This is a genomic window from Janthinobacterium agaricidamnosum NBRC 102515 = DSM 9628 (assembly GCF_000723165.1).
Lineage (GTDB): Bacteria > Pseudomonadota > Gammaproteobacteria > Burkholderiales > Burkholderiaceae_D > Janthinobacterium > Janthinobacterium agaricidamnosum.
Genome location: NZ_HG322949.1, coordinates 5100010 through 5122962 on the forward strand (window position 1 = coordinate 5100010; position 22953 = coordinate 5122962).

General features: G+C 61.4%; 22 protein-coding genes. 12 read left to right on the plus strand and 10 right to left on the minus strand.

All coding sequences use genetic code 11. From position 1 onward, the window contains the following. Positions 1–43: 43 nt before the first annotated feature. The 3 genes from GJA_RS21985 to GJA_RS21995 all read left to right on the plus strand — a co-directional run bounded on the left by GJA_RS21985 (position 44) and on the right by GJA_RS21995 (position 1063). Positions 44–262 (plus strand): ribbon-helix-helix domain-containing protein, encoded by a 219-nt coding sequence (locus GJA_RS21985; protein WP_038496602.1) that lies wholly within the window; start codon positions 44–46, stop codon positions 260–262. Continuing rightward, a complete protein-coding gene (locus GJA_RS21990; protein ID WP_038496605.1) occupies positions 262–537 on the plus strand; it encodes a hypothetical protein in 276 nt (91 codons plus the stop codon). The genes GJA_RS21985 and GJA_RS21990 overlap by 1 nt, the downstream gene beginning before the upstream one ends. A 79-nt stretch (positions 538–616) precedes the next feature. Continuing rightward, positions 617–1063, plus strand: a complete 447-nt coding sequence (locus GJA_RS21995) for a hypothetical protein (RefSeq protein ID WP_051781242.1) — start codon at positions 617–619, stop codon at positions 1061–1063. A gap of 9 nt (positions 1064–1072) precedes the next feature. Here the strand turns inward: GJA_RS21995 and GJA_RS22000 are convergent, their stop codons facing one another. Continuing rightward, a complete protein-coding gene (locus GJA_RS22000; RefSeq protein WP_197539809.1) occupies positions 1073–2293 on the minus strand; it encodes a YbfB/YjiJ family MFS transporter in 1221 nt (406 codons plus the stop codon). Positions 2294–2453: 160 nt separating this feature from the next. Between GJA_RS22000 and GJA_RS22005 the strand changes: the two genes are divergently transcribed. Next, on the plus strand, positions 2454–3038 hold the full coding sequence (locus tag GJA_RS22005) for a TetR/AcrR family transcriptional regulator (protein ID WP_038496608.1): 585 nt from the start codon (positions 2454–2456) through the stop codon (positions 3036–3038). A gap of 4 nt (positions 3039–3042) precedes the next feature. Here the strand turns inward: GJA_RS22005 and GJA_RS22010 are convergent, their stop codons facing one another. After that, complete coding sequence (locus GJA_RS22010; RefSeq protein ID WP_038496612.1) at positions 3043–3504, minus strand: Lrp/AsnC family transcriptional regulator; 462 nt, start codon at positions 3502–3504, stop codon at positions 3043–3045. 100 nt (positions 3505–3604) lie between these two features. On the opposite strand from GJA_RS22010, the gene ilvB reads away from it, so the two are divergent. Then, positions 3605–5368 (plus strand): biosynthetic-type acetolactate synthase large subunit, encoded by a 1764-nt coding sequence (ilvB, locus tag GJA_RS22015; RefSeq protein WP_038496615.1) that lies wholly within the window; start codon positions 3605–3607, stop codon positions 5366–5368. An 18-nt stretch (positions 5369–5386) separates the two neighbouring features. On the opposite strand, the gene GJA_RS22020 is transcribed toward ilvB, so the two are convergent. Beyond that, positions 5387–6229, minus strand: a complete 843-nt coding sequence (locus GJA_RS22020) for a helix-turn-helix domain-containing protein (protein WP_038496619.1) — start codon at positions 6227–6229, stop codon at positions 5387–5389. 124 nt (positions 6230–6353) lie between these two features. Between GJA_RS22020 and GJA_RS22025 the strand changes: the two genes are divergently transcribed. The 5 genes from GJA_RS22025 to GJA_RS22045 all read left to right on the plus strand — a co-directional run bounded on the left by GJA_RS22025 (position 6354) and on the right by GJA_RS22045 (position 9937). After that, on the plus strand, positions 6354–7784 hold the full coding sequence (locus GJA_RS22025) for a cytochrome P450 (protein ID WP_038496622.1): 1431 nt from the start codon (positions 6354–6356) through the stop codon (positions 7782–7784). Positions 7785–7850: 66 nt separating this feature from the next. Beyond that, positions 7851–8339, plus strand: a complete 489-nt coding sequence (locus GJA_RS22030) for a GNAT family N-acetyltransferase (RefSeq protein ID WP_051781243.1) — start codon at positions 7851–7853, stop codon at positions 8337–8339. Between the two features lie 11 nt (positions 8340–8350). Beyond that, positions 8351–8698 carry a nucleotide pyrophosphohydrolase gene (locus tag GJA_RS22035; protein ID WP_038496625.1) on the plus strand — a complete coding sequence of 116 codons (348 nt, stop codon included), beginning with the start codon at positions 8351–8353 and terminating at the stop codon, positions 8696–8698. A 109-nt stretch (positions 8699–8807) separates the two neighbouring features. After that, positions 8808–9638 carry a hypothetical protein gene (locus tag GJA_RS22040; RefSeq protein ID WP_144241619.1) on the plus strand — a complete coding sequence of 277 codons (831 nt, stop codon included), beginning with the start codon at positions 8808–8810 and terminating at the stop codon, positions 9636–9638. Continuing rightward, positions 9635–9937, plus strand: a complete 303-nt coding sequence (locus GJA_RS22045) for a hypothetical protein (protein ID WP_038496628.1) — start codon at positions 9635–9637, stop codon at positions 9935–9937. Before GJA_RS22040 ends, GJA_RS22045 begins: the two co-directional genes overlap by 4 nt. Before the next feature lie 16 nt (positions 9938–9953). Here the strand turns inward: GJA_RS22045 and GJA_RS22050 are convergent, their stop codons facing one another. Further along, on the minus strand, positions 9954–11603 hold the full coding sequence (locus GJA_RS22050; RefSeq protein WP_038496631.1) for a methyl-accepting chemotaxis protein: 1650 nt from the start codon (positions 11601–11603) through the stop codon (positions 9954–9956). 338 nt (positions 11604–11941) lie between these two features. Next, a complete protein-coding gene (locus GJA_RS22055; protein ID WP_081905669.1) occupies positions 11942–14116 on the minus strand; it encodes a DEAD/DEAH box helicase in 2175 nt (724 codons plus the stop codon). Positions 14117–14428: 312 nt separating this feature from the next. On the opposite strand from GJA_RS22055, the gene GJA_RS22060 reads away from it, so the two are divergent. Next, complete coding sequence (locus GJA_RS22060; RefSeq protein ID WP_038496633.1) at positions 14429–16066, plus strand: M28 family peptidase; 1638 nt, start codon at positions 14429–14431, stop codon at positions 16064–16066. Between the two features lie 394 nt (positions 16067–16460). Here GJA_RS22060 and GJA_RS22065 read toward each other — a convergent pair whose 3' ends face one another. The 4 genes from GJA_RS22065 to GJA_RS22080 all read right to left on the minus strand — a co-directional run bounded on the left by GJA_RS22065 (position 16461) and on the right by GJA_RS22080 (position 21223). Continuing rightward, positions 16461–16895 carry an SRPBCC family protein gene (locus tag GJA_RS22065; RefSeq protein ID WP_038496636.1) on the minus strand — a complete coding sequence of 145 codons (435 nt, stop codon included), beginning with the start codon at positions 16893–16895 and terminating at the stop codon, positions 16461–16463. Between the two features lie 125 nt (positions 16896–17020). After that, on the minus strand, positions 17021–17719 hold the full coding sequence (locus GJA_RS22070) for a dienelactone hydrolase family protein (RefSeq protein ID WP_038496639.1): 699 nt from the start codon (positions 17717–17719) through the stop codon (positions 17021–17023). 114 nt (positions 17720–17833) lie between these two features. Then, positions 17834–20851 carry a polymer-forming cytoskeletal protein gene (locus GJA_RS22075; protein ID WP_038496642.1) on the minus strand — a complete coding sequence of 1006 codons (3018 nt, stop codon included), beginning with the start codon at positions 20849–20851 and terminating at the stop codon, positions 17834–17836. 168 nt (positions 20852–21019) lie between these two features. Beyond that, positions 21020–21223: a hypothetical protein gene (locus GJA_RS22080; RefSeq protein WP_038496645.1), complete on the minus strand. Its 204-nt coding sequence runs from the start codon at positions 21221–21223 to the stop codon at positions 21020–21022. Positions 21224–21252: 29 nt separating this feature from the next. Between GJA_RS22080 and GJA_RS28540 the strand changes: the two genes are divergently transcribed. After that, positions 21253–21384, plus strand: a complete 132-nt coding sequence (locus tag GJA_RS28540; RefSeq protein ID WP_277914407.1) for a hypothetical protein — start codon at positions 21253–21255, stop codon at positions 21382–21384. Positions 21385–21410: 26 nt separating this feature from the next. Here the strand turns inward: GJA_RS28540 and GJA_RS22085 are convergent, their stop codons facing one another. After that, positions 21411–22715, minus strand: a complete 1305-nt coding sequence (locus tag GJA_RS22085; protein WP_339325668.1) for a glucoamylase family protein — start codon at positions 22713–22715, stop codon at positions 21411–21413. Positions 22716–22953: the final 238 nt, after the last annotated feature.

The following is a 22953-nucleotide window of genomic DNA, read 5'->3' on the forward strand; positions in this document are numbered from 1 at the left end:
ACGTCACCACGTTTCGGCAACGGGTTTTTTCAGGGAATACATCATGACACGAATGACTGTGGATCTCACCAGCGAAATCGACGATAGGTTGAACGACATTGCCAAGCGCAAGGGTGTAACGAAAGCGGAAATCATGCGCAGGGCTTTCGCCTTGCTGTCCGTGGCCGATAGTGAAATTGAAAAAGGCAATACGCTGGCTGTGGTCAAAGAAGGGCCGAATCAGGAATTACAGACAGTAGCGCGCCTGGTTGGTATTTTCTGATGTCGCAGGCAGCTCATGCCGTGCCTGATATCAATGTCGGCCAAGAACTTGGCTTGGTGAACGATGTCAAGGAAGTGACTGGTACCGATCGCCTGAAATTTGCCCGTCAAATCCTGTTTTATCTTTTCCTGACTTGTTTGCTGGTGTTCGGTGCTTACATACTCCAACCCGATAACAAAGGTACGGCGGAGATTTTTGAATTAGTGAAGGTGGGCGTGCTGCCCCTGGTGACCTTGGTCATCGGGTTTTACTTTCCAAATAGCAACAGCAAATAAATATCCCGAAGCGCCTCAAGAACGCACCGGGGTATCGTATCAAGCTTGCCATGTCGCCTCGATTGCAGCATCATGAGGCATGAATCCATCTATTTTCCCCACGCTATTACGCCCCCTGTTGCGCGGTACTTGCGCGGCCCTGTCGCTGCTGTTGCTGGGCGCCTGCGGCAGTGCGCCCGCAGAGCCGGCAACGCCGGTACCGGAAGTTTCGAGCGCCCAATTGCTGCAGAAAATCCAGGACCAGGCGGCCAACACCGATTGCGATGGCCCCCAGCAATGCCATACCGTGGCGCTGGGCGCCAAGGCGTGCGGCGGACCGGATATGTACCTGGCCTGGTCGTCCAAAAACAATGACGGCAAAACGCTGCGCGAACTGGCGGCCCGCTACGCCGAGGCGAGCCGGCTGGCCAATCAGACTGGCGGCATGCTGTCGACTTGCGCTATCGTCAGCGACCCGGGCGCCACTTGCCAGGCCGGCCATTGCGTCTTGCTGAAAGCGGGACCGGGCGGCGTGCCGGCGGTGTAATCGTGCGCATCAACCATGGCGCTGCGTCTTGCTGCGCAAAAAAGCCAGCGCCATCTCGCTGAGCAAGGCCAGCGCCAGGCCCACTGCGGCAATCAGGAATAACAGACGGTAATTGCCGCCGCTGGCATTGAAAATCGCCGAATACGCATACCCGACCAGCGCCTGGGACGCGGCGAAGATGACCGTGATCCGGCTCCATCCCCGATTTTGCGCCGCCACGTCATGCGGCAACATGCCATGCATACGCGCCAGCATCAATGGCACTATGCCTGGCGGGAAAGAACCGATGATGATCGTCAAAGCGCCAATCAGTACATAATTGCTGGACAGATAAATACCGGCCAGCGCCAGCACTTGCACCAGCAACACCAGCCGCATGCCGTCGCGCGGGCCAAGCCGGTCGCCCAGCCAACCGTACGACAGCGGGCCGGCGATCGCGCCGACGCCATACACAATCCAGAACAGCGAAGCAAGGTGCGCGCCGGCGCCTAGCCCGCGCGCAATAAAGTCGACCAGGAACACCATTGTCGGCACCAGCCCGACCGCCATCAGCGCATATTGGAGGTACAAAATGGCGACCGATGGCGCAGCCCGGCCAGCCGTCCCGGCCGGCGGCTGGCCGGGCGCGGCAGCCGCCATGGGCCAGCCCGACCAACTGGCGGCCGTCAATAGCAGCGCCAATATCCCGAGTCCGATCCAGGTTGCCCGCAAACCCAGATTAAGCAATAGCGGCACCAGCGTGCCGGACGCGGCGATGCCGAGCCCCAGGCCGAAAAAAATCGCGCCGCTGGCCATGCCCCGGCGGGCCGGCGCAATATGCGGCAACAGCGTCGCCGCGACCAGCACCATGATCGAACCGCCGGCCACCCCGGACAAGAAGCGCCAGCCGAAAAACCAGCTGACCGATACCGGAAACGCGCATGCCAGGAAGGACGCGCAGACCAGCAGCATCATCAGGCGCAAGGTGTGGCGGTTCGACAGGCGCGCAGCGATGGGCCGGCCGAGCAGCGCGCCAACCAGATAACCGGCCAGGTTGGCGGCGCCCAGATACACCACGGCGGCGGCGGCAAACCAGTGCGCCTGGATCAGCGGCGGAATCAGCGGCGTGTAGGCAAAACGGGCCAGCCCGATACCGACCAGGCTGGCGCACAGCCCGGCGAAGACCGGATACCAGAACGAACTGGGGCTGGAAGAGGATGCAATTGGCGAAGCTTGGTCGGCAGACATCATGGATACCTTGTAAGTCCGGCCCAACAGCCGGTCGTGAATGGATGACGGGTAGCCGGCACATTCTTGACACACCCGTCAAATTTGACAGTGTAGTCAAACTTGACAGCTGTGACAAGAATAATTTACAGTGAGCCGTCTGCACCAACTACGGAGTAAAGAAATGGCCGGAATACGTCAGTTCGACGAGGAAGCGGCGCTGGACAAGGCGCTGGCCCTGTTCTGGGCCCAGGGTTTTGAAGAAACCACGATGCCGCAATTGGCCGCCGCGACCGGCGTCCAGCGCGGTTCGCTGTATCACGCCTATCAAGGCAAGGAAACATTGTTCCTGCGCGTCTTCGAGGTTTACCGCGAGCGTTTCCTCGGCGGCATGCGGCAGGCGCTGAGCGCGCCCCGGCTACCGCAGGCATTGCAGGATTTCTTCGATTTCGCGATCGACTCGATGACCACCGGCTTGCCGACCCGCGGCTGCCTGTCGACCAAGACGGCGCTCGGCGGCGGCGATATCGACCAGCCGGTCCGGCAAGCGCTGCAAGCGATGCTCGACGGCCTGGAAAACATCCTGACCGAACGCCTGGAACAGCCGGAAGCAGGCGTATCGCTGACGCTGGCGCCGCGCGACGCGGCCAGAATGATCGTCACCTTCACCCGCGGTCTGGTGGTGATCGAACGCGTGTACCAGGACAAGGCGCGCTTGCAGGCCAGTGCCGGGATGCTGGTCAAGTTGCTGTTGCCGACGGCTGAATGAAAAATCAGCGCTGCAACGGCAGATAACTTTGCTTCAGCTGGCGCAGCACAAAGCTCGATTTGCTGTGGCGGATGCCTGGAATTTTATACAGCCGCTCGCGCAGCAGGCGTTCGTAGTCGCGCGTGTCGCTGACCGCGATGCGGAGATAATAATCGTAGTCGCCGGACACCAGGAACGCTTCCAGCACTTCCGGGATCATCGCCAGCGCGTGGCCGAATTCGAACAGGGCCTGGTCGGAATGGTCGTCCAGCGTCACTTGCACGATGACGGTATCGGCCAGCCCGACCTTGGCCGCGTTGACGCGCACCGTGTAGCCCTCGATGACGCCGTTTTCTTCCATGCGTTTGACGCGCGCCCAGCACGGCGACGAGGTCAGCCCGACCTTGGCGCTCAATTCATTGAGGCTGATGCGCGCGTCGAGTTGCAGCGCGGCCAGGATGGCAAGGTCGAATTTATCGAGTTTCATATCGGACTTTGATTCTTTCGCAGCAAATTTTGCTGAATGTTGGCTTTTTAACGAGAAATATGGAAGCCTTTTCTCTGTATTATCCAACAAAATCGATGTCATGAATACTACTGCCACCGCCACCGCCCCTGCCGCCTCCAGCGCCACACCGCCCGCCCCCTACGTCGCTCCGCGCAACGGCGCGGCAGTGCTGATCGAAACCTTGCTGGCGCTCGGCGTCGACACCGTGTTCGGCTATCCGGGCGGCGCCGTCCTGCCGCTGTACGACGCGCTGCACGCCGAACCGCGCTTGCGCCATGTGCTGGTGCGCCACGAACAGGCCGCCGTGCACGCCGCCGAAGGCTACGCGCGCACCACCGGCCGGCCCGGCGTGGTGTTCGTCACGTCCGGGCCCGGCATGAGCAATACCACCACCGGCTTGCTGGATGCGTTTTGCGATTCGATTTCAGTGATCTGCATCAGCGGCCAGGTCGCCACCGTATCGATCGGCACCGCCGCCTTCCAGGAGTGCGACGCGATCGGCATTTCGCGCCCGGTCACCAAGTGGAACCGCCAGATCCGCGACGCCGAAGAAGTCGGCCCGACCGTGCTGCAGGCTTACCGCATGGCGACCCAGGGACGGCCCGGCCCGGTCTTGATCGACTTCCCCAAGGATTTGCAATTGACCCCGGTACGGGCCGCGCCCTGCGTGCCGCAGCCGCTGCCGAATAGCTGGGCGACGATACGCTACGACCTGGTGCGGCAAGCCGCGCAATTGATCGCGGCGGCGCGCCGGCCGGTGTTTTACGGCGGCGGCGGCTTGATCAATTCCGGTCCGGCCTCGTGCGCCATCTTCCGCGAGCTGGTACGGGCCAGCCAGGCGCCGTGCACGCTGACCTTGCTGGGCCTGGGCGCCTTCCCCGCGTCCGATCCGCAATTTGTCGGCATGCTGGGCATGCACGGCACGCTGGAAGCGAACCTGGCGATGCACCATGCCGACCTGGTCATTTGCGTCGGCGCGCGTTTCGACGACCGCGTCACCGGCCGGCTGGACACCTTCTGCCCCGGCGCCAAGGTGATCCATGTCGATATCGATCCGGCCTCGATCAATAAAGTGGTCAAGGCCGACGTCGCCTTGCGCGGCGATTGCGGACAAATCCTGGTCGCGCTGCAACAGGCGATGACGGCGCCGGCCGACCTGGCGCCCTGGTGGGAACGCATCGCCACATGGCGCGCCAAACAATCGCTGGCTTTCGTCGACTCCCCGGAGCATATCGCGCCGCAAGCGCTGATGCAGCGCCTGAACGCCGCCATCAGCGGCCTCGACGCGATCGTCGCTACCGATGTCGGCCAGCACCAGATGTGGGCCGCACAGCACATGGCCATCGAACAGCCGGGCCGCTGGCTGACCTCGGGCGGCGCCGGCACCATGGGTTACGGCTTGCCGGCCGCGATAGGCGCGCAAATCGGCCAGCCGGACAAGCTGGTGGTGTGCATCAGCGGCGACGCGTCGATCCTGATGAATATCCAGGAACTGGCGACCGCCACCCAGCACCGCACGCCGGTCAAGGTGGTGCTGTCGAATAACGGCTACATGGGCATGGTGCGCCAGTGGCAAGAGCTGATCCACGGCGGGCGCTACAGCCACAGCTACACCGAGGCGCTGCCGGATTTCGTCGCGCTGGCGCGCGCCTTCGGCTGGCAAGCCCGTTCCGTGAGCAAGCGCGAAGAGCTCGACGCGGCGCTGCGGGAATGTCTGCAAGCCGATGGCCCGTTCTTCCTGGACGTGCACGTATTTGCCGAAGAAAACTGCTTCCCGATGATCGCACCGGGCGCGGGCCATCATCAGATGATGCTGGCCAAGGATGTGGCGTATCAAGAGTGACGGTATCAAGAATAACGTTTACGACCAGATGCGGTAGACCCAGTAACTCTCATCCTGCTCGCTGGCCCTGATCAATTCGGTCGGCGTCAGGCCGGTGATTTCGCGGGTTTCGCGGCACAGGTGCGCCTGGTCGGCATAAGCGCTGCGGGCCGCGATCTCGGTCCACGCCACCTTGCCGCCGATGCTCTCGGTGCGCGATGCGAAGAACGCCTGTTCGGCGCGGCTCATGCGGCGCAGCGTGCGCATCGGCTGGCCGGCCCAGGCCTTGATGCGCCGCTCGATACTGCGCGCGCCATTGCCCAAGCCGCTGGCGGCCGCCTGTACGCCGAGCCGGCGCACCCAGTCCGCGACCCGGCCGCCATCGTCGCCGGTGCGCACGGCGGCCCACAACGGGTCGAGGAAATCCTCGATCAGGGCGACCCGCGCGGCATCGTCCGGTGCGGCGGCCACGGCCTGGAACATGGCCAGCCACGACGCATCGAAAACCTCTTCCGGCAGATAAAATTGATCGAGCTGGGTCGAGATATCGATACCGGTCAGGCGGTGCAGCGCCGAGGGGAAAAACAGCAGAAAAAAACTGCGCACAGGACCGGGGTTGTAGCTGACCATTGGCTTCGATTGCGGCCCGTTGTACAAGATCGCCGGCATCTTGATGTCCAGCCCCAGGCCCGGCGCCGCCACTTCCGACTCGCCCTGCAGCACCCAGCCGATGCCGCACAGCGGCGTGGCCGGAAAACGGTTCAGCCGCTGGCCCGGCGGCAGCAAGGGACTATCGATGGTGCTGCGTCCCAGATAGGCGCGCACGCAGGAAGCGAGCGACAGGCGCGGCGCGATCAAACGCGTGATGGGTAAACTCGGCATGCTCGAATCCCGTATGAAATTACAAACATTGTACCGAATGTCGGAAACGTTCAATACCGATAACATGCAGCGCTCTACAGTTGCCGGCATAGAGGTCAAACCACTTTGCCATCCGGAGATCGTCATGCATACCGATACGCCCGACACCACCGCTGACCAGCCCTTGCGCCGCATCAAGGACTTGCCGGGGCCGCGCCCGCTGCCCTTGATCGGCAACGGCCATCAAATCAAGCCGCAGCGCATCCACCAGCATGTCGAACGCTGGTCTCTCCAGTACGGCCCGCTGATGCGCATGTATTTCGGTGCGACGCCGATCCTGGTGGTGGCCGACCATGAAATGGTCGGTGCGGTGCTGCGCGACCGGCCCGACGGTTTCCGCCGGCCCAGCATCAGCGCGACAATTTCCAATGAAATGGGCGGCATCCCCGGCCTGTTCCTGGCCGAGGGCGCCGACTGGCGCAACCAGCGTCGGATGGTGATGGCCGGTTTTGCGCCGACCGCGATCAAGGCCTATTTCCCGGCACTGGTCGCGGTAGCGCTGCGCTTGCGGCGGCGCTGGCAAGCCGCCGCAAGCGCACGCAAGGCGATCGACCTGGAGTCGGACCTGAAGCGCTACACCGTCGATATCATCGCCGGGCTGGCCTTCGGCAGCGACGTCAACACGCTGGAATCGGGCGAGGACGTGATCCAGCGCCACCTGGACGACATCTTGCCGGCGGTGGCGCGGCGCAGCCTGGCGCTGGTGCCGTACTGGCGTTATGTGAAGCTGCCGGCGGACCGCCGCCTGGACCGCAGCGTGGCGGTGCTGCGGACGGCCGTGCAAGACCTGATCGGCCAAGCCCGCCAGCGCATGCTGGACAATCCGGCGCGGCGCGAGCGGCCGCCCAACCTGCTGGAAGCGATGATCGCCGCCGCCGACCAGAGCGGCAGCGGCGTGACCGACCTGAATGTGGCCGGCAATGTGACCAACATGCTGCTGGCCGGCGAAGACACCACCGCCAATACGATTTCGTGGATGATTTATCTGCTGCAGCGCCATCCGCACACGCTGCAAAAGGCGCGCGACGAAGTACGCCGCAACGCGCCGGACGCGGCCCGCTTCACCATCGAGCAGCTCGACAGCCTGGACTATCTCGGCGCGTGCGCCAACGAAGCGATGCGGCTGAAGCCGGTGGCGCCGTACCTTCCGCTCGAAGCGCTGCGCGACACGGTGATCGGCGATGTCGCGGTGCCGGCCGGCACCATGATCTGGTGCGTGCTGCGGCATGACAGTGTCGCCGAAAAACACTTCCCGGATCCGCTGCTGTTCGATCCGCAGCGCTGGCTGCAGGCCGACGGCAAGCCGAACAGCGACAAGCGCGTGACGATGCCGTTCGGCGCCGGTCTGCGCACCTGTCCGGGACGTTATCTGGCGCTGTTGGAAATCAAGATCGCGATGGCCATGCTGCTCGGCTCTTTCGACATCGCCGGCGTCGATACGCCGGACGGCAAGGAAGCGCAAGAGTTGATGGGTTTTGTCATGTCGCCGGTCGGATTGTCGCTGCGGCTGGAGTGAAGTGATACCATGGCGCATGCGCCGCGCTCTGGTGTCGCGGCGCCACTTCTGCCAACGTGAACTGACATGACTATTCAACTTGAATCCCCCGACCAGGCCGACGTGATCGACTTGATCGATGCCCTGCACGCCTACCAGCTGACCTTGTATCCGCCGGAATCGATGTACTCGCTCGACCTGGACGCGCTGATGGAGCCGAACGTGCTGTTCGCCGTCGCGCGCGACCAGGCCGGCCTGGCCATCGCTTGCGGTGCGCTGGTGCTGACGCCGGCATTCGGCGAAATCAAGAGCATGTACGTGCGGCCTGAACACCGCGGCCAGGGATGGGCGCGCAAGATCCTGATCCTGCTGGAAAACCAGGCCGTCGCCAGGGGCTGCCAGCAGATCAACCTGGAAACCGGCCATGAACAGCCGGAAGCGATCGCACTGTACAGCAGCCTTGGCTACCGCCGGCGCGGTCCATTCGGCGATTATGACGACGATCCGCTGAGCTTCTTCATGCACAAATGGGTAGGCGCACAAGAAATCCAGCAGCAGCAGCAGCAGCAGCAGTAACCGGAGGGGAGATGGACAGCCTGATCGAATTACGCGACCTGATCCGCCAGTTTTCCAGCGAGCGCGACTGGCAGCAATTCCATACGCCGAAAAACCTGGCGATGGCGCTGTCGGTCGAAGTCGCCGAACTGGTCGAGCATTACCAGTGGCTGCCGACCGGCGCCGAGCATGAACTCGATGAACAAAAACGCACCGGCATCCGGCATGAAATCGCCGACGTGCTGGTGTACCTGATCCAGCTGGCCGACAAGAACCAGGTCGACTTGCGCAGCGCGGTGCTGGAAAAGATGGAGCTGAACCGCACCAAATATCCGCTCGAACCAGTGCGCGGCGACGCCCGCAAATATAATCAGTACTGATCGGCCTCACGGCCCAGCCGCCGTATCGTATCGCACGGTCCAGCCGCCGTATCGTATCGCACGGTCCAGCCGTGCGAGGCGCAAAACGGCATCGGTATAAGATTGCCGCATGCCTTATTCTTTTGTTCACTTGACGGCCTGGCTGCGCTGTTCCGGCGTGCTGATCTTTGCCGGCCTGTGCACGCCGCTGCACGCCCAACAAGCCGGCATCCCGACCGTCACCGTGCAATCGACGCGCGACCCGGTCGATAAATCCTATCGCAAGATGGTCAAGGGCATGGATCGTTTCGAGCGCGACCATGCGTACGCGCCGAACGCCAGCCTGCGCTTCCGGCTGCTGCCGCGCCAGCCCGGCATCGACATGCATGGCATCGCCCTGAAAATCGTCGGCGACACCCTCAGCGTGCCGGTGCCGCTGGCGCCCGACAACAGCTTTGCGCCGCCGCGCAACGCCCAGGCGCTGCGCGAGGATGCGGCGCTGGTGGCCAACCGCAAAGCCACCAGCATGAGCTGGCGCGCACAGGTCGTTACGCCGGGCCTGCCGCCCGATACGCGGCGTCTCGGCGACTTGCGCCTCGAATGCCGGGCCGGCATGGATTCCGGCCTGATTTCGAACGATCCGGAAATCATCGCGTGGCTGGCAAACATGTTTTACGACACTGACAAAATCTGTTCCACGCCGGATGGCAATTACCTGTTCTTTACCGACCGGCCACTGTTCGGCGTGACGCTGCATGACGGCGAACGGCGCGCGGCGCTGCCGTTCAAGCTGCTGTACGCCGGCGGCGAACAAACTCCGGCCTCGCTGGTGTATTGCGATTGCCAGGTCATGCTCGACAAGACGTATTACGCGCCGTTGTGGGATAAAAGCTGGCCCGACGACACCTTGCTGGAATTCGAGTACATGGACGATGCGCCAGCCGAACCGGAGGCGCAATGAAGAACCTGCTGCCGATATTGCCGCTGCTGATGCTGGCCGCGTGCGGCACGCGCGCGCCGCTGGCCGCCAGGACCATCCCGTACGCCACGCTGGAACACAACGTCATCGTCGGGCAAAGCACCAGGGCGCAAGTGCTGGCGGCGCTGGGGCCGAGCACGGCGCTGGTATTCGACAGCGGTTATCAAGTGTGGATGTATGCGTATCCGCTCGGCTCGGACGGACACGGAGAATATGTGATCTTGTTCGATCCGGATGGCCGGGTCAAAAAGACCCGGCGCAGGGAATCGGCAACGGACTAGCGAGCCTGAACGTTGATTAACGAGCTTTCAACGCCGGCCGCAATTTCAGCCCCGCCGCGCGCGCGGCGCCGCCCGCCTTGTGCTTCGGCACCGATTTCAATTTGAAGATGCCGATCGATTTGGCCACGCTGTCGGTGCGCTGCGCCAGGCTGGTCGCGGCCGCGGCCGCTTCCTCGACCAGCGCGGCATTTTGCTGGGTGATGCCGTCCATGTGGATCACCGCCTGGTTGACCTGGCCGATGCCCAGGTTTTGCTCGCGCGTGGTCGAGGAAATCTCATCCATCACTTGCGTCACGCGCGCCACCGAGGCGATCACTTCCGTCATCGTCGCGCCGGCGTTGCTGGTCAGGACGGTGCCGGCGTTGACGGTGGCGATCGAATGGTCGATCAGTTGCTTGACTTCCTTGGCGGCCGTCGCCGAACGTTGCGCCAGGCTGCGCACCTCGCCCGCCACCACCGCGAAACCACGGCCGTGTTCGCCGGCCCGCGCCGCTTCGACGGCGGCGTTCAGCGCCAGGATATTGGTCTGGAACGCGATGCCGTCGATCAAGCCGATGATGTCCAGGATCTTGCGCGACGAAGTGCTGATTTCATCCATCGTCGTCACCACTTGCGTCACGATATTGCCGCCCTGCGCGGCGATCGCCGACGCCTGCAGCGCCAGTTCGTTGGCGCTGCTCACGTGGCTGGCGCTGTTTTGCACGGTCGACGTCAATTGCTCCATGCTGGCGGCGGTTTGCTCCAGGCTGGACGCCTGCGATTCGGTACGGCTCGACAAATCCATATTGCCGGTCGCGATTTCCGCCGTGGTGACGCGGATATCCTCGAAATTGGCGCGCACGTCGCCGATGATGCTGTGCAAATTGATATTGGTCTGGCGCAAGGCCGCCATCAACTGGCCCATGTCGTCGTCGCGCACCTGGTCGATCACGCCGGTCAAGTCGCCGCCGGCCATCTTGCGCGCCACGCCGACCGCCTCTTGCAGCGGCGCCACCAGCGCATTATGCAGGCTGAGCCAGAAATACAGCATCACCACCACCGACACCGCCGCCGCGCCGCTGAGCCAGCTGCGCAGCGCATTGCTGGTGTTGCCGTCGATAGTACAGATGGCGCTGCCCAGCATCATCAGCACGAGCGTGATGAAAATCGCATTGAGACCGATATGCCCGGCCAGGCTCAATTTGCGCCACTGATGCAATTTTGCGGCCCAGCCTTGCTGGATCACGCGGCCCTTGCGGATCGCCAGCCGGGCCGGATTGCCATCTTTAAAACCCTGGTACAGTGCGCTGGCTTCACGCACTTGCTCGCGGGTCGGCTTGGTGCGCACCGACATGTAGCCGATCGGGCGGCCGTTTTCGATGACCGGCGTGATATTCGCCAGCACCCAGTAAAAGTCGCCATTCTTGCAGCGGTTCTTGACCATGCCGGTCCACGGCATGCCGGTCTTGATGGTCGCCCACAGGTCGGCGAACGCTTCCTGCGGCATGTCGGGATGGCGCAAGATGTTTTGCGGCGCGCCCATCAAGTCGGACTCTGAAAAGCCGCTGACTTCAATGAAATATTGATTGGCGTAGTTAATGTTTCCCTGTAAATCAGTGGTGGAAACAATCGTCATGCCGTCATTTAAAACATATTCATTTTGCGTGATAGGCGTATTGACCCGCATCGTCGCTCCCTTAATTTTTTGCAATTACCATAGTCTAGGCAGAAAAACAATATAACACATCAACAGGGGGCGACAAATCAAACTCATGCTATACAGCAATATATCAAATGGTAAAAAGAATTTAATTTACCATGGATATTATTAATTAATAATAAATTAAATTAACGATCTAAAACCGCTACACAGCGTTTCATCCGGCTTGGCCGTGCGCCGTGGATGCGTGATCCAACAATGACATGGAGAAATAATGCGGCGCAAAATGTCTCCAATCCGATACAGACAAAAAAAAGGACAGGCATGCAGCCTGTCCCTTTTTTCAAGTACTGATTAACTTGACATTACTTATAGGTCTTGCGCGGTTTCGATTTCGATTTATCGTCGAAGGAACGCGGTGCCGATTTGAATTCAGGCTTGCGCGGCGAAGTGCCGTCATCGAGCTTGATCTCCAATTGCTTGCCGGCGACCCAGACTTTTTTCAAATGGTCGAGAATATCGGGTGGCATGCCCTCGGGCAAATCCAGCACGGTATAACCGTCGAAAATATCGATGCGGCCGATATGTTTCGCTTCCAGGTTGGCTTCATTGGCGATCGCGCCGACGATATTGCTTGGCGTCACAGCATGGTCGCGGCCCACTTCAATCCGGTACGCGGTCATGCCGGCCTTGGCCTTGGCTTCTTTTTTCGGACGCACTGGAGCGGTCTCGGCGGCGGCCGCGGCAGCCAGCGCCGCATCGCTGAACGATGGCTTGGCCGCGGCTTTGCGCGGTGCGGCGGCTGGCGCCAGGTTAGGCGCTTCGCCGTCGCGGCTGATGCGCAATTGCTGGCCGGCGACCCACACGGTTTTCAATTGGTCCAGCAATTCGTTTGGCATGCTGTCCGGCAAATCCAAGACGCTGTAGTCGTCGTAGATTTCGATGCGGCCGATGTTTTTCGAATCGATGCCGGCTTCGTTGGCGATCGCGCCGACGATATTGCCCGGCTTGACGCCGTGCGCATGGCCCACTTCGATGCGGAAGGTTTGCATGCCGGCGTCGGCCGGACGCATGATGCGTTCTTTTTTAGGGAAGGCCGGACGCTCGCTGCGTTCAAAACGGTCATTGCGCTCGAAGCGCTCATTGCGCTCAGGACGGTCAAAACGTTCCTGGCGGGCCGGACGCTCGTCTTGCCAGGCCGCTTGCGGTTCGCGTTTGTTTTTGTCCAGCAGCAAAGGCACATTGCCGCGTGCCATTTTTGCCAGTGCGGCGGCGATTTCAATCGCCGGAATATTCTGTTCGCGCTCGAAATCTTCGATCAGCGACTGGAATTGTTCCAGTTCGCCCAGCGCCAGCGTCTGGCTGATCTGTTCCTTGAACTTGGCGATGCGCACGTCGTTGACCGCCTGGATGGTCGGCAATTCCAGCATGCCGATCGGCTGGCGGGTCGAACGCTCGATGGCTTTCAACAAGTTCTTTTCACGCGGGGTAATGAACAGTATCGCTTCGCCGCTGCGGCCGGCGCGGCCGGTACGGCCGATCCGATGGGTATAGCTTTCAGGATCGTGCGGCACGTCGTAGTTGACCACGTGGCTGATGCGCTCGACGTCCAGACCGCGCGCGGCGACGTCGGTGGCGACCAGGATGTCGATCTTGCCATCCTTCAATTGCTGGATGGTGCGCTCGCGCTGCGCCTGCTGGATGTCGCCATTGATGGCGGCGGCAGAGAAACCGCGCGCCTGCAATTTGCCGGCCAATTCTTCCGTGCCCAGCTTGGTGCGCGCAAAAATGATCATGCCGTCGAATGCTTCGGCTTCCAGGATGCGGGTCAGCGCGTCGAGCTTGTGCATGCCCGACACCAGCCAGTAACGCTGGCGGATATTGTCGGCGGTGCCAGTCTTGGCGGCCACCGTCACTTCGGCCGGCTTGTCCAGGTAGGTGGTGGCGATGCGCTTGATGACGGAAGGCATGGTGGCCGAGAACAGCGCCGTTTGATGGCCTTCCGGGGTTTCTTGCAAGATGCGTTCGACATCGTCGATAAAGCCCATGCGCAGCATTTCATCGGCTTCGTCCAGCACCAGCGTTTTCAGTTGCGACAAGTCCAGCGAACCTTTGTCGAGGTGATCGATGACGCGGCCCGGCGTGCCGACAACCACGTGCACGCCACGGCGCAAGGCCGACAATTGCGGACCGTAGCTTTGGCCGCCGTAAATCGGCAATACATGGAAACCCGGAATATGCGCGGCATACACCTGGAACGCTTCGGCGACCTGGATCGCCAGTTCGCGGGTCGGCGCCAGCACCAGCGCTTGCGGGGCAACTTGTTTCAAATCGATGCGCGACAGGATAGGCAAGGCGAACGCGGCGGTTTTGCCGGTACCGGTTTGCGCCTGGCCCAACACGTCGCGGTTGGCGAGCAATAATGGAATCGTGGCCGCCTGGATAGGCGACGGTGTTTCGTAACCGACATCCTTGAGCGCCCGCACCAGCGCTTCGCTCAAGTTAAGGTCGGAAAATAGGGAAATTGGTGTATCAGACATGAATTCACTCACAAGTTCGCTCGAATCGCCCAATGCGAAAGAGTGTAGCCGCTAGTTTACTCTTTACTGGCACGATTCGTGCTGTGGCAATCCATTATTTGTCGGATTTTTAAGGCAAAAATCCGACAAATACCGCTAATCGGCGCGAAAAATGACAAATATTGTCGGTAACATCACGTTTTTACACTTTTCGACCAGCAGCACCGGCATGGCCGATTTGGCGCTTTTCCCGCCTATACTGTAGAGTAAGTCCGCCCATCGGCTGCCTGTCCGCCCCAGGCAGCCGCCACCCTTACTTTTCTCGGAGTTTGCATGCGTCGTCATTTCACCCCTGCCCTCGGCTTGGGCCTGGCCCTCGGCTTGGCCAGCAGCCACGGATTTGCCCAGCAATTGCCGGTCGTTAGCGAAGCGCCGTTGCGCGCCCACTTGTCGTTCCTGGCCGACGACTTGCTCGAAGGCCGCGGCACCGGCCAGCGCGGCGGCGACCTGGCGGTGCGCTACCTGGAAACCCAGGCGGCGGTGATCGGCTTGAAGCCGCTGAAGAACGGCGGCTACCGCCAGGCGCTCAATATCGTCGGCAGCAAGGTGTTGCCGGAAAGCCGCGTCACCTTCGAGGCCGGCGGCCAAACGCTGAGCCCGGCCTTCGGCAGCGGCATCGTCTACGGCGCCTCCAACGGCAAGGCCAGCGTGGCCTTCGATGCGCCGGTGGTGTTCGTCGGTTACGGCATCCGCGCGCCAGAGGAGCAGTGGGACGATTTCAAGGGCGTCGACGTCAAGAACAAGCTGCTGGTGATGATGGTCAACGATCCGCAGCCAACCGCCGGGGAACCGAACCGTTTCGGCGGCAAGTCGCTGACGTTCTATGGCCGCTGGGTCTACAAATATGAAGAAGCGCTGCGCCAAGGTGCGGCCGGGGTGTTGCTGATCCACACCACCGAATCGGCGTCGTATCCCTGGAGCGTGCCGGTCAACGGCTTCAACCATGAACGCTTCAACCTGGCAGGCGCCGGCAACCAGCTGGAAGGCTGGCTGCAGGAGGACGCGGCGCGCGACCTGTTCAAGGCCGCCGGGCAGGATCTGGATGCGTTGCGGGCCAGGGCCGAGTCGCGCGACTTCCAGCCGGTCGAGCTGAACGCCAGGGTGCACGTCAAGCTCGATAGCGCGATCCGCCATATCGAGCAATACAATGTGGCCGGCATCGTGCCGGGCACCGATGCCAGGCTGAAACAGCAGGCAGTGATTTATTCGGCCCACTGGGATCACCTGGGCATCGATCACGAGCATGTCGGCGAAGACAAGCCCGACCACATTTTCAATGGCGCGGTCGACAATGCGTCCGGCGTGGCGGCCTTGCTGGCCATGGCGCAAGTGGCGGTGCAGCATCCGGCCAGGCGCACCCAGATCTTCCTGTGGCCGGCCGGCGAAGAAACCGGTTTGCTGGGCAGCGCCGCCTATGTGCGCGACCCGATCTGGCCGCTGGCGCAAACCGCCGCCGACCTGAACCTGGACAGCATGAATTTTGTCGGCAAGACGCATGACATCGGCGTCGCCGGCGCCGAGCGCAGCAGCCTGTACGCCAGCGCCGGCAAGGTCGCCAGGGCCATGGGCTTGAAGCTGGCGCCGGCGATCCCCGACTTGTCCGGCTCCTTCTTCCGTGCCGACCATTTCAATTTCGCCAAGGCTGGCGTGCCGGCGTTCAACGTCGGCTCGGCGGTGTTTTCCGGCGATGGCTACTTTGACTTCGTCAAGGACCCGGCCGCGTCCGGCGCCCGGATGGTGGCGTTCAAGAAGGATTACCACCAGGTCAGCGACGAATACCACGCCGACTGGGATTTGTCGGGCATGGTGCAGCAGGCGCAATTTACGCTGAACCTGGGTTATGAAGTGGCGAACGGCAAGACCATGCCGGTGTGGAACAAGAACGACGCGTTCGGCAAGGTCAGGCGCTGATTAATCTGCACCGGCGCAATGTCGGGTTACGCTCTGCGAGCTAACCTGACCTAAGTAATCCCCGGGAAATTATTGTGAATTTATGACGAACAGAACTGGATGCGGTGCAAGGCGCTCGTTGCGACGCAGTGCGAGCACTGCTAGCAGCGAGCAACACAGCAACGCGCCGGTTATGGCAGTCAGAAATCACAATAATTTATTGGGGGTTACTTAGAGCCTATCCCAGTAGTGAGAGCGTCTTGTTCTGGCCGCGCATCGGGAGCGCGGACCAGGCGTGAGGAGGACGCGTGGCGGGCCACGCGACGACGAGCAACGCAGTCCCCGTTCCTGAGGAGCGCCAGAACAGGGCGTATTCATCTACTGGGATAGGCTCTTAGCTCCAGCCAACGGCCAATCAGGCGATCACGTCGCCGGCGATGCCCATGATGCGCTTCAAGTCGACGAACGCGCTTTGATACAGATGCTGGAAGGCGCCCACCATGGCTTCTTCCGCGCCAGCCACCGCATCGAAGGTGCCCGACCATTGCACCAGGCAATCGGCGGCGCCCGGCTCGCCGCTCACGCGCAAGGTCGAACGGTAATTGCTGACCGGTATAGGACCGGATACGATCGCATAGGTATAGCTGCGGTCTTCTTCGCTGAAGTTCAGCAAGCGCTCGGCGATCACGGCGCCATCGGTGGTTTTCAGGCGCCGTACGCGGCCGCCCTGTTCCGGCACGCTGCTCTTGATCGATCCCGACCATTCGACCAGCGACTGGAAGCCGCCGATGAAATCCCACACACGTTCGGCGGGCGCCGCCAATTTCACTGTCACGATTACTTCGGCCATCTTTATTCCTAAATCCTACCTTTATTATTTTTCAAGCAAGCACTAACGCTCATCCGGACCGGGCAGCTCCCGGCACAGGCGCTATTTTAGCGCCCGGCTCGCTTGCTTGCAGGCAATTGCCCGTTTTACAGGTTTTCAGCCAGGAACAGCAGCGAGTTGCCGTGCGACTGGGCCGCCGCGCGCTGCTGGTAGCTGGCCCGGTGCGAGCAATTGAAACCGTGCTCGGCGCCCGGATAGATATGGATTTCCACTTCCGGATGGTCTTCGAAGCGCTCGGCGATCTTTTGCACGGCGTCGTTCGGGATATGGCTGTCCTGGCCGCCGAAATGCATCAGCAGCGGCACCTTGATCTGGTCGGCCAGATCCAGCTTGTTCTGGATGCCGCCGCCGTAATAGGCGATCGCCGTATCGACCCATCCTTGCGCCGCGACCTGGTACGACAAGCGGCCGCCGAAGCAATAACCGATCGAGGCGATCTTGCCTTCGACGCCAGGCAGCGCGCGCAAGGTCTTGACGGTGGCATCCAGGTCGGCCAGCACGTTCGGGTTATCGGTGGCTTGCATCAGCTCGACCGCGCGTTTCCAGCCGGCTTCCTCGTAATCGAGTTCGATGCGCGGGCCGCTGCGCCAGAACAGGTCCGGCACCAGCACCACATAGCCATCGGCCGCGTATTGGTCGGCCACGCTGCGGATGTGCGCGTTGACGCCGAAGATTTCCTGGATCAGGACGATGCCCGGTCCCTTGCCGCCGCGCGGCAGCGACAGGTAGGCGCCGAAGGTGCCGTCGGCGGCTTGAATGTCGATCCATTTCGAAGTTGCAGTCATGTGTTTTTCCTGTGGGCGTAAATGTGGATGAAGGGAGGCGATTAACGTGGAAAACATGTTACTGCGTTTTGGCTGGCTTTGCTTTGAAGCGCCTTAAACTGCCTGATTAATAGGCTAATAGGCTTCCCGGACGTAGATCACCGGTTCCGAACGCAACACCCCAAACACGGTGCGGCCGACCGTGCCGGGCAGGTAAGGCGTGTTCGTGACCGACACCTCGACGCTGCCGTTATTGCCGGTGCCGGGCGGATTGAGCCCGAATATGCCCACGCCATTGCTGAATTGCGCATTGCTATTTTTTACCGACAACGCCGCCTTGCACGTCGCCTTGCTGTCGGCAGCAAGGTTCTTTTTGCAATTCGCCAGGACCAGTGCGGCTGGCGGCAACACGGTGATGCTGTCCGACACATTGTTACTCCAGGCGCCAGCCGCACTCCAGTATTGTGCGAACACCTTGATCTTCATCGGCAATAGTTCGGAGCCATAACTGTGTTGCACCATCGCACGGCCGCTCAGCACCGTCAACTGGCCTTCCACCGTGGCGCTGGGCGGATTGCGCAGCGAAGTCACGTTACCGTCGGCTTGCCTGGCGCGCAACAGGATATCGGTCGGCGCCGCAAGCTGGCCGCTGTTGCCGGCCGCCGCATACGCATTCGCGAACTGATAATTGACGCTCACCCTGGCCTCGCCATTGTTAAAGGACGCCAGCGGAATCACGGCATTATTGAGCGTATTATTGGCTGGCGCGGCCGGTGGATTCTTGTTTTTCCCGCTGGCCGCATCCCATGCTTCGAGCACGCTGTCTTTCGCGTAATTGGCATTCACGGTTTCTTTGCCAGAATAGTTCTGCGTGGTGACGCCCTGCGCATTGCGCGCCAGCACGCTGACGCCGAAATTTTTCGCCGAGTAGACAAAAACGCCCTTGACGCCAGTACTGCCCTTGGCCGCTCCGGCACACGGCAGCCAGGCCGTCTGGCAATCGCCAGGGAAACCATCATTGAGGAAGTTCGCGATGATGGCGCTGTCGAAATGGTCGGGAATGAAGACCAGTCCGCCGCTGTCGCCGAGCGGCTTCAAGCCGCTGTCCAGGTAACCGTTGGGATTATTCAGCGATGCTTGCAGGCTGATCTTGCCGACCTCGCCCCACGCCAGGCCATTGGCCGCCGCCACGCCCTTGATGAAATTGTCGAAACCGCCGCTCAGGCCCGGATTGACGCCCGCTGTCTTGCCGGTCCCAAACACCGGCTCCACATAGGTTTTCAGCACTTGCACGGTTTGCGGTGCCGTTTCGGCGCCGAAATTGGGCGTCGCCGCGCCAGCGCTATTGAGCGCCGACAAGGTGGCCGGCAGCGCCGCGCCGGCGCGCAAGGTCTGGTTCAGGCCGCCAAAGGCGAACGAGGCCGGCGCGACGATGGCCAGCCCGGAACCGATCACCGCGGTATTGGCATCGGCGCCGGGCGCGGTATAAGCAGCGCTCAGGCTGACCCGGCCGGCGTCGGCGTACAGCATGGCCGGCTGGGCAATGCCATTGGCGTCGAAGGCCAGGCTGACGCTGGCGCCGCTGCTGCCGCACGCGCTGGCCGCATTGCCCGCCAATGGAAGATAACTTCCATTGGCGGCCGCGATCTGCGACGCGATACGCACCGGCAAAGTACCGGACGATGGATTATCGTAGCCGCATTTGAGATTGATATTCTTGCTGCTGCTGGCAAACAAGGGCACGCAAGACTGGCCGCCGCCTGGATCCTTCAATGCCTTGATCGTAAAAGCCGTGGCTTTTTCGGCAAACTGCGGCGGCACGCTGATTTCCAGGCCGGTGTTGGAAAATACCATCGCACAGCTATTCGAACCGGTCACGCTATTCCTGCAGACCAGCGCGCCGCTTTGCGCCGGCGTGCCGCTCAGGCTCAGATTGCTGACGCCGGGCGTCGATTGCTGCACCGTCGCCACCGTGGTGACGCCGCTGGCCCCGATCGTGAAGGGCTGGTTACCCGGCGTCATCACCACCGTCGCGCCATTGGTATACGTGCTGCTGCAACTACTGTTGGCGCAAGCGGTCACCGTCACGGTTTGCGGGCTGCATGTCAGGGCCGTGCCGCCATGGGTGATCTGATAATGATCGACGGCGCTGGGCGGCAGCGTGCCGGGACTGCACACCGGTCCCTGGGTGGTGCCGGCGTCGTAGCCGCTGTTATTGCTCACGCAGCGGCATGGGTTGGCGGGAGTGGAGATATTGCAAGTAATTTTCTGCTGTACCCGGCCATGCCAGCCGAGGATGATGGAATCAACCCGGGCGTTGCCGGCGATGGTCGCATCGGACGATTGCAACTCGACCGCGCCGCCGATGACATTGCCCGAAATATTTCCGCTGGAACCGAGATTGAGCGATTTCGACGCCGTCACATTGCCGTTCACTACCACATTCGACGAATCGAGCTGCACCGTCGGCGACGTCAGGTTGCCCTTGACGGTATTGCCCGAGCCCACGGTTATCGAGGTGGATGCGACGATATCGCCAGTCACCTGGGTGCCCGACGCTTCGATGCTGACCAGCGGCGCCACCAGCTTGCCGGTCAGGCGCCCGCCCGACGCCAGGTTGAACGAGGTACTGGCGCTGACGTCGCCATTGATCGTCACAGGCGAGCTGGTGCGCACGGTGCTGCCGCTGAGCGGTCCGTTGATGGTGACGTTCGATGCGATATCGATGGCGCCGTCGGAGGTCAGCGTGCCGGTGACGTTGGTGGTCGAACCATCGCCGATATGCAAGACGGCACCGCTGATGTTGGCGACGATGGTTTGCGCCTGGCCGCCCATGCTGAAGGTGCCGCCCTTGGCGCTCAGGCTGCCGCCGCTGACATTCAGCAACGACGTGCTGATATTGCGGATATCGAGGTCGCCATTGACCACCAGCGCCGCCGTGCCGCTCATGGTCAAGCCATTGTTGAAACCGAGCGCGATATTGCCCGGCACCGTCACCGTATACCCGCTGGCGATCGTGATGCCATCGTTGAAATTGGGCAGATCGAAGGCGCTGCACGTGTATTGCTTGCCTGATAGCGCGCATTTCGATACCGTTGCGCCATTAAAATTCAAGTTACCGGCCTCGGCCAGACCGGTGATTGCCAACAGCATCAAGCCTGCCGCAAGATATGTGATCGATGCTTTATTCATGCGCCCGATTATAGAATGCTTATCTGCCTCATCAGCAATCTATGTTGACTTTTGGCATGCAACTTCAGCATCAGTCTTGATATGTAGCAAATCCTTCACGCCCATTGCATCAGCTTGCCGCAAACATGTTCAATCGATCAGCGCCTCGATCAGCCGTAGCCCGCGCTGACACATCGCGCCGGAAAACGCCGCATCAAAACCGGCCGTGGAATCGACCCGGACCGCCTCGACGCCCATGCCCTTTGCCAGCGCGACCCAGTCGAGCGACGGATTGCCCAAATCAAACAACGGCGCTGCCAGACGGCCATCGCTCGATGCGCCGACGCGCTTCAATTCATTGCTCAGTATCTTGTATCCGCCTGGTGCACCCGTCCACCACCGCGCACTGGGAATTGGTGAGCGGCGCCGCCATGTGCGCGGCCGATACCCACGGGCCGGTGATCGGCGATATACCGGAAGTGGTGTTGCAAGCGCTACTGGATGGCTTGGGATGAGCGGTTCTTTGCCTGAGCAGCGGGCATCATGCGAGCCAGCCGCCGCGAAATCCGGCGCGCCGCAAGCCGGTCTTGATAAACGGGCATTGGCGCGTCAGCGACCAGACCAGGTCGCTGCGGTAGTTTTCGATCATGATCACGGTCGGCCCTTCATTGATGCCGAAATGATAGGGCGAGACCCAGCCGCAGCGGCGCTGCGCATCGCAGGGATAGGTGGGGTTGAACGATGCCTTGAAGCCGTAGGGATTAACTTCCCGCAACTGCAACTTCTGGAAATACCGCACGGTCGGCAACACGATTTCCGGCGCGAATGGCAAACACGCCACCACCGCCCACGGCGCCAGCGTGCCGTCGTCGGGACCGTAAGGCACGCCGCGCGCGACATAATCGTGGAAAATCCGTTCGACGCCATTGATCTTCTTGCTGGTATCGCCCGGACCGTCGCTGGCCGTGATGCCCCAGCAAAACTCGCCGTATTGCTGGAAGCCGAGCGGGTTATGCATCGCATATTGCTGCTGTACCCGCGTGGCGCGCCGGCTATTATCGAAATAATCGCTGCCATGCCGGCGCATGAAGTCATCCTGGATGGCCCGGAAATCGATCCATACATGCGACATCTGGTGAATGAACAGCGGGCCCGCATACAGGAACTCGATGCCATATACCTGCTTCCATTCATAGCTGGCGGTCCACGCCGTGTAGCTGTCCGGTCCGACTGGAAAAGTCGGCGACCCCAGCGCCAGCACATACAGGATCAGCGCCTCATCATAGCCTTCCCAGCGCCATGGTAAAAAGCCGTGTTCGGGAGTCCAGCCATGGCAAATCAGCGTATTGCCATTGAGCATCCAAGTCCAGTCGACACGCCGGTACAATTGCCCGGCCAGGCGGCGCACTTCGCTTTCATCCGGCGTATCGTTTTGAAAATACGCGGCGGCGGTCAGCATGCCGGCAATCAATAGCGCGGTATCGATGCTCGACAATTCGCTGCCCCATGCGCGGGTACCGCTTTCCATGTCGAGGAAGTGAAAATAAAAACCCTTGTAGCCGGTGGCGCCGGCACCGCCGCTCTGGTCGCTGCCGGCAAAAAAACGCAGCGTCAGCAAGGTGCGGGCCAGCGCCGCGTCGCGGCTCATGAAACCGCGTTCGACGCCGACCGGATACACCGTCAGCGCCATGCCGACCGCGGCGATGCTGGCCGGCCAGCCGGCGTGGGTCTTATCGCAAATCAGGCCGTTGACGGAGTTGTATTCGTGCAGGAAATACTCGAATGAATCGAGCTGCAACAGGTGCAATAACTCTTCGATATTTTGCTCAGCATTTTGATTTGTCACTGCGTCAGGTTCCAGCATACCGCTCTCCCCTCGATAATGTAGAGCAATTCTAGCGCCGGCCAGCAATACGCGGCGGACGCCATGCGCAGTCCCTATCTGTCGCCGTGTTTGCGGCTGATCAAGACCTGCTGATGATTCTGGCCGACACGCAAGCACAGAACCTGAACCTGCCACGCACCTGTTCAAGCTGCAAAAGCCCGGGTGCATCACCGTTGCACTTGCCGCCGGAGGCTGACAT

Excerpts from the sequence above, each read along its gene's own strand:
- GJA_RS22050 (WP_038496631.1), bottom strand. The coding sequence starts at position 11,603 with ATGCGGGTCAATACGCCTATCACGCAAAATGAATATGTTTTAAATGAC.
- GJA_RS22010 (WP_038496612.1), bottom strand. The coding sequence starts at position 3,504 with ATGAAACTCGATAAATTCGACCTTGCCATCCTGGCCGCGCTGCAACTC.
- GJA_RS22025 (WP_038496622.1), top strand. The coding sequence starts at position 6,354 with ATGCATACCGATACGCCCGACACCACCGCTGACCAGCCCTTGCGCCGC.
- ilvB (WP_038496615.1), top strand. The coding sequence starts at position 3,605 with ATGAATACTACTGCCACCGCCACCGCCCCTGCCGCCTCCAGCGCCACA.
- GJA_RS22055 (WP_081905669.1), bottom strand. The coding sequence starts at position 14,116 with ATGTCTGATACACCAATTTCCCTATTTTCCGACCTTAACTTGAGCGAA.
- GJA_RS22030 (WP_051781243.1), top strand. The coding sequence starts at position 7,851 with ATGACTATTCAACTTGAATCCCCCGACCAGGCCGACGTGATCGACTTG.
- GJA_RS21995 (WP_051781242.1), top strand. The coding sequence starts at position 617 with ATGAATCCATCTATTTTCCCCACGCTATTACGCCCCCTGTTGCGCGGT.
- GJA_RS22035 (WP_038496625.1), top strand. The coding sequence starts at position 8,351 with ATGGACAGCCTGATCGAATTACGCGACCTGATCCGCCAGTTTTCCAGC.
- GJA_RS22000 (WP_197539809.1), bottom strand. The coding sequence starts at position 2,293 with ATGATGTCTGCCGACCAAGCTTCGCCAATTGCATCCTCTTCCAGCCCC.
- GJA_RS22065 (WP_038496636.1), bottom strand. The coding sequence starts at position 16,895 with ATGGCCGAAGTAATCGTGACAGTGAAATTGGCGGCGCCCGCCGAACGT.
- GJA_RS22020 (WP_038496619.1), bottom strand. The coding sequence starts at position 6,229 with ATGCCGAGTTTACCCATCACGCGTTTGATCGCGCCGCGCCTGTCGCTC.
- GJA_RS21985 (WP_038496602.1), top strand. The coding sequence starts at position 44 with ATGACACGAATGACTGTGGATCTCACCAGCGAAATCGACGATAGGTTG.
- GJA_RS22070 (WP_038496639.1), bottom strand. The coding sequence starts at position 17,719 with ATGACTGCAACTTCGAAATGGATCGACATTCAAGCCGCCGACGGCACC.
- GJA_RS22005 (WP_038496608.1), top strand. The coding sequence starts at position 2,454 with ATGGCCGGAATACGTCAGTTCGACGAGGAAGCGGCGCTGGACAAGGCG.
- GJA_RS22060 (WP_038496633.1), top strand. The coding sequence starts at position 14,429 with ATGCGTCGTCATTTCACCCCTGCCCTCGGCTTGGGCCTGGCCCTCGGC.
- GJA_RS22045 (WP_038496628.1), top strand. The coding sequence starts at position 9,635 with ATGAAGAACCTGCTGCCGATATTGCCGCTGCTGATGCTGGCCGCGTGC.
- GJA_RS21990 (WP_038496605.1), top strand. The coding sequence starts at position 262 with ATGTCGCAGGCAGCTCATGCCGTGCCTGATATCAATGTCGGCCAAGAA.
- GJA_RS22075 (WP_038496642.1), bottom strand. The coding sequence starts at position 20,851 with ATGCTGTTGGCAATCACCGGTCTGGCCGAGGCCGGTAACTTGAATTTT.
- GJA_RS22040 (WP_144241619.1), top strand. The coding sequence starts at position 8,808 with ATGCCTTATTCTTTTGTTCACTTGACGGCCTGGCTGCGCTGTTCCGGC.